The sequence below is a fragment of the Streptomyces flavofungini genome (genome assembly GCF_041028215.1).
GTDB classification, from domain to species: Bacteria; Actinomycetota; Actinomycetes; order Streptomycetales; family Streptomycetaceae; genus Streptomyces; species Streptomyces flavofungini_B.
Genome location: NZ_JASKYR010000888.1, coordinates 1 through 3,243 on the forward strand (window position 1 = coordinate 1; position 3,243 = coordinate 3,243).

The 3,243-nt window shown below is 73.5% G+C and carries 3 protein-coding genes and 1 pseudogene; all 4 read left to right on the plus strand.

Annotation, left to right across the window (positions count from 1 at the left end; all coding sequences use genetic code 11):
- Positions 1-472: alpha/beta hydrolase family protein (locus AB8Z36_RS36050; RefSeq protein ID WP_369217608.1), on the plus strand; the 472-nt coding region annotated here is incomplete at its 5' end.
- Positions 473-591: 119 nt separating this feature from the next.
- Positions 592-1,917 carry a sensor histidine kinase gene (locus AB8Z36_RS36055; RefSeq protein WP_369217610.1) on the plus strand — a complete coding sequence of 442 codons (1,326 nt, stop codon included), beginning with the start codon at positions 592-594 and terminating at the stop codon, positions 1,915-1,917.
- Positions 1,914-2,582: a response regulator gene (locus AB8Z36_RS36060; RefSeq protein ID WP_369217609.1), complete on the plus strand. Its 669-nt coding sequence runs from the start codon at positions 1,914-1,916 to the stop codon at positions 2,580-2,582. The genes AB8Z36_RS36055 and AB8Z36_RS36060 overlap by 4 nt, the downstream gene beginning before the upstream one ends.
- Positions 2,583-2,692: 110 nt before the next feature.
- Positions 2,693-3,243: pseudogene (locus AB8Z36_RS36065) on the plus strand (cytochrome P450); the annotation flags it as partial.

Here is a 3,243-nt window from a genome sequence, read left to right on the forward strand (position 1 = left end):
CCCCCGCCGCACGGTCCTCACCGGGCACTCGGCGGGCGGTCACCTGGCGCTCTGGGCCGCCGCGCGGCACATGCTCCCCGCCGACGCGCGCTGGCGCACCGACCGCCCCGCCCCGCTGCGCGGTGTGGTGGCGCTCGCCCCGATCGCGGACCTCCGCACGGCCGAGGACCTCGATGTCTGCGGTGGCGCGTCGGCGCAGCTGCTCGGCGGGAAGGCCAGGTTCGACGACCGGCTGCCCTACGCGGACCCGGCGGCGCTGCTTCCGACGGGCATCGCCACCACCGTCGTGCAGGGCCGCGCCGACATCACCGTGCCGTACGCGGTGGCCGAGGCGTACGCCGACGCGGCGGCCGGGGCGGGCGAGGTCGTGGGCCTGACCCTGCTGGAGGACGTCGGGCACTTCCCGCTGATCGACCCGGCGGCGGACGCCTGCGCCGTGGTCGCGGAGGAGATCGCCCAGCTGGCGTTCTGAGGCGTCGGCCCCCTCGGTCCCCGAGTCCCCGAGTAGTACCTGCGACGGACCCCGCGGAACCCGTCTTGCTGTGGACGACCCCGCCGCCCCGTCCCCGTACCTTCGTAGACGTGACCGAGATGACTGATCCGAGCAAGGCCAGAGGCCGGCGCAGCCCCGAGTTCCGCCTCGTGATGGAGGCCGTCGGAGGGCTGCGCCAGGCGCTCTTCGACGACGCCTTCGCCTACCGCCCGCTGCCGCCGAGGAAGGCCCCCGGGGCGCTGGGCAGGCAGTTGCCGAAGCGGCTGCGCGCGTACGCGGTCTGGAGCAGGCACGCCCTGGTCGGGACGGCGGCGGCGATCACCGTGTTCATCGGCTACCAGATCAGCCTGGGCAACGGGGCCATCCACCTCCTGATCGGCTTCATCCCCGCCGCGGCGGTCCTGATGACGCTGGTCAGGCCGGTCGGCGCGTACTGGATCTCGCTGATCTCGACCCCGTTCACGGGCGCGCTCGGCAACAGCTGGGACGGTCTGCCGTGGACGCCCCCGGCCTTCTTCGCGCACATCGTGGTGATGGTGGTGGCGGCGGCGCGCACCGGTCCGCGCACCGCCCTGTGGATGTGGCTCGGCACGGCGGCGTACTCCCTGGGCGCCGAGGGATTCGGGGGTCTCGGCGGTTCCAACTCCGTGCCGATGCTCTTCTTCTCCGCGATAGCGCTGCTGATCACCACGGTGGTCCATGTGCGCCGCGAGGCGCAGCGCGAGGTGACGGTGCAGCGCACCGTCACCGCCATGGAGCGGGACCGGCGCACGCTCCTGGAGGAGCGCACCAACATCGCCCGCGAGCTGCACGACGTGGTCGCGCACCACATGTCGGTGGTCGCCATCCAGGCCGAGGCCGCGCCCTACCGGGTGGAGAATCCGCCGCCGGAGCTGGAGCAGGCGTTCGTGACGATCCGGGAGAACGCGGTGTCGGCCCTGACCGAGCTGCGGCGCGTCCTCGGTGTCGTGCGCGCCGAGGACTACGAGACCCCGGACGCCCCGCAGCCCACCCTCGGCGACCTGGACCGGCTCCTGGACAATGTGCGGGACGCGGGCCTGGAGGTGGAGAAGGCGGTCACCGGAGCGGTGCGTGAGCTGCCGCAGGGCGTGGAGCTCTCGGCGTACCGGATCGTGCAGGAGGCGCTGAGCAACAGCCTGCGCCACGCGCCCGGCGCCGCCGCCCGCGTGGAGGTCGGCTACGTCCTCGGCGGCCTCGGCCTGCGCATCGTCAACGGCCCGGCGAAGGGCCTGGTCAAGCCGTCCCCCGGGGCGGGCCACGGCATCACCGGGATGCGTGAGCGGGTCACGATGCTGGACGGCGAGATGACGGCGGAGGCGACGGCGGACGGCGGCTATGAGGTCACGGTCTTCCTGCCGGTCGCGCTCGCGGACCGTATCGATCCGGCGGGAGCGGACGCATGACGATCAGGGTGCTCATCGCCGACGACCAGATGATGGTGCGGGAGGGTTTCTCCGTCCTGCTGAACGCGATGCCCGACATCGAGGTGATCGGCGAGGCGGTCAACGGCCGGGACGCGGTCGACCGGGTCCGTGAGCTGGCCCCCGACGTGGTCCTGATGGACATCCGCATGCCCGAGCTGAACGGCATCGAGGCGACCCGCGAGATCGTCGCCGCCGAGGGCAGCTCGAAGGTGCTCGTCCTGACCACGTTCGACCTCGACGAGTACGTGTACCAGGCGCTGCGCGCGGGGGCCTCCGGGTTCCTCCTCAAGGACGCGTCGGCCCGCCAGCTCGCGGACGGGGTGCGGGTCGTGGCCTCCGGCGAGGCGCTGCTCGCGCCGACGGTGACGCGCCGCCTGATCACGGAGTTCTCGAAGCTGGCGGAGGCGCCGCGCCTTTCGGCGTCCGTCTCGGCCCAGCAGTACGGCGAGCTGACCGAGCGGGAGACGGAGGTCCTGGTGCTGATCGCGCAGGGTCTGTCGAACGCGGAGATCGCCTCCCGGCTCGTCGTCGCCGAGTCCACCATCAAGACGCACGTCAGCCGCATCCTGGTGAAACTGGGGCTGCGGGACCGGACGCAGGCGGCGGTGTTCGCGTACGAGGCGCGACTGGTCACGCCCGGCTGACGCGGGCCGCGCTGCCGTCGCCGGGTGCCGCGCGCACTGCCGCCGCCGCGGACCCCGCGGCACGGGACGACCCCTGGCCGCCGGAGGTCCCGCGCGGCTAGCGTCGCGTCATGGACGCAGCCTTCGAGGCCTCCGCGGTCTTCGCCCCCTCGTCACCGCGGTTCATCGCCGACCCCTACCCGGCCTACGCCCGGCTGCGCGAGGCCGGGCGGGTGCACCACTACGCCCCGACCGGCCAGTGGCTGGTCCCGCACCACGCGGACGTCGCGGCCCTGCTGCGCGACCGGCGGCTCGGCAGGACCTATCTGCACCGGTTCACGCACGAGGAGTTCGGCCGCACGGCACCGCCGCCCGAGCACGAGCCGTTCCACACGCTCAACGACCACGGCATGCTCGACCTGGAGGCACCCGCGCACACCCGCATCCGCCGCCTGGTCGCCAAGGCGTTCACACCGCGCACGGTCGAGCGGCTGCGGCCGTACGTCGAGGAGCTGGCGGACGGCCTGGTGCGGGACCTGGTGGCGGACGGCGGCGGCGATCTCGCGGCGCGGATCGCCGAACCGCTCCCGGTGGCGGTGATCGCCGAGATGCTGGGCGTGCCCGAGGAGGACCGGCAGCTGCTCCGCCCCTGGTCGGCGGCGATCTGCGGGATGTACGAGCT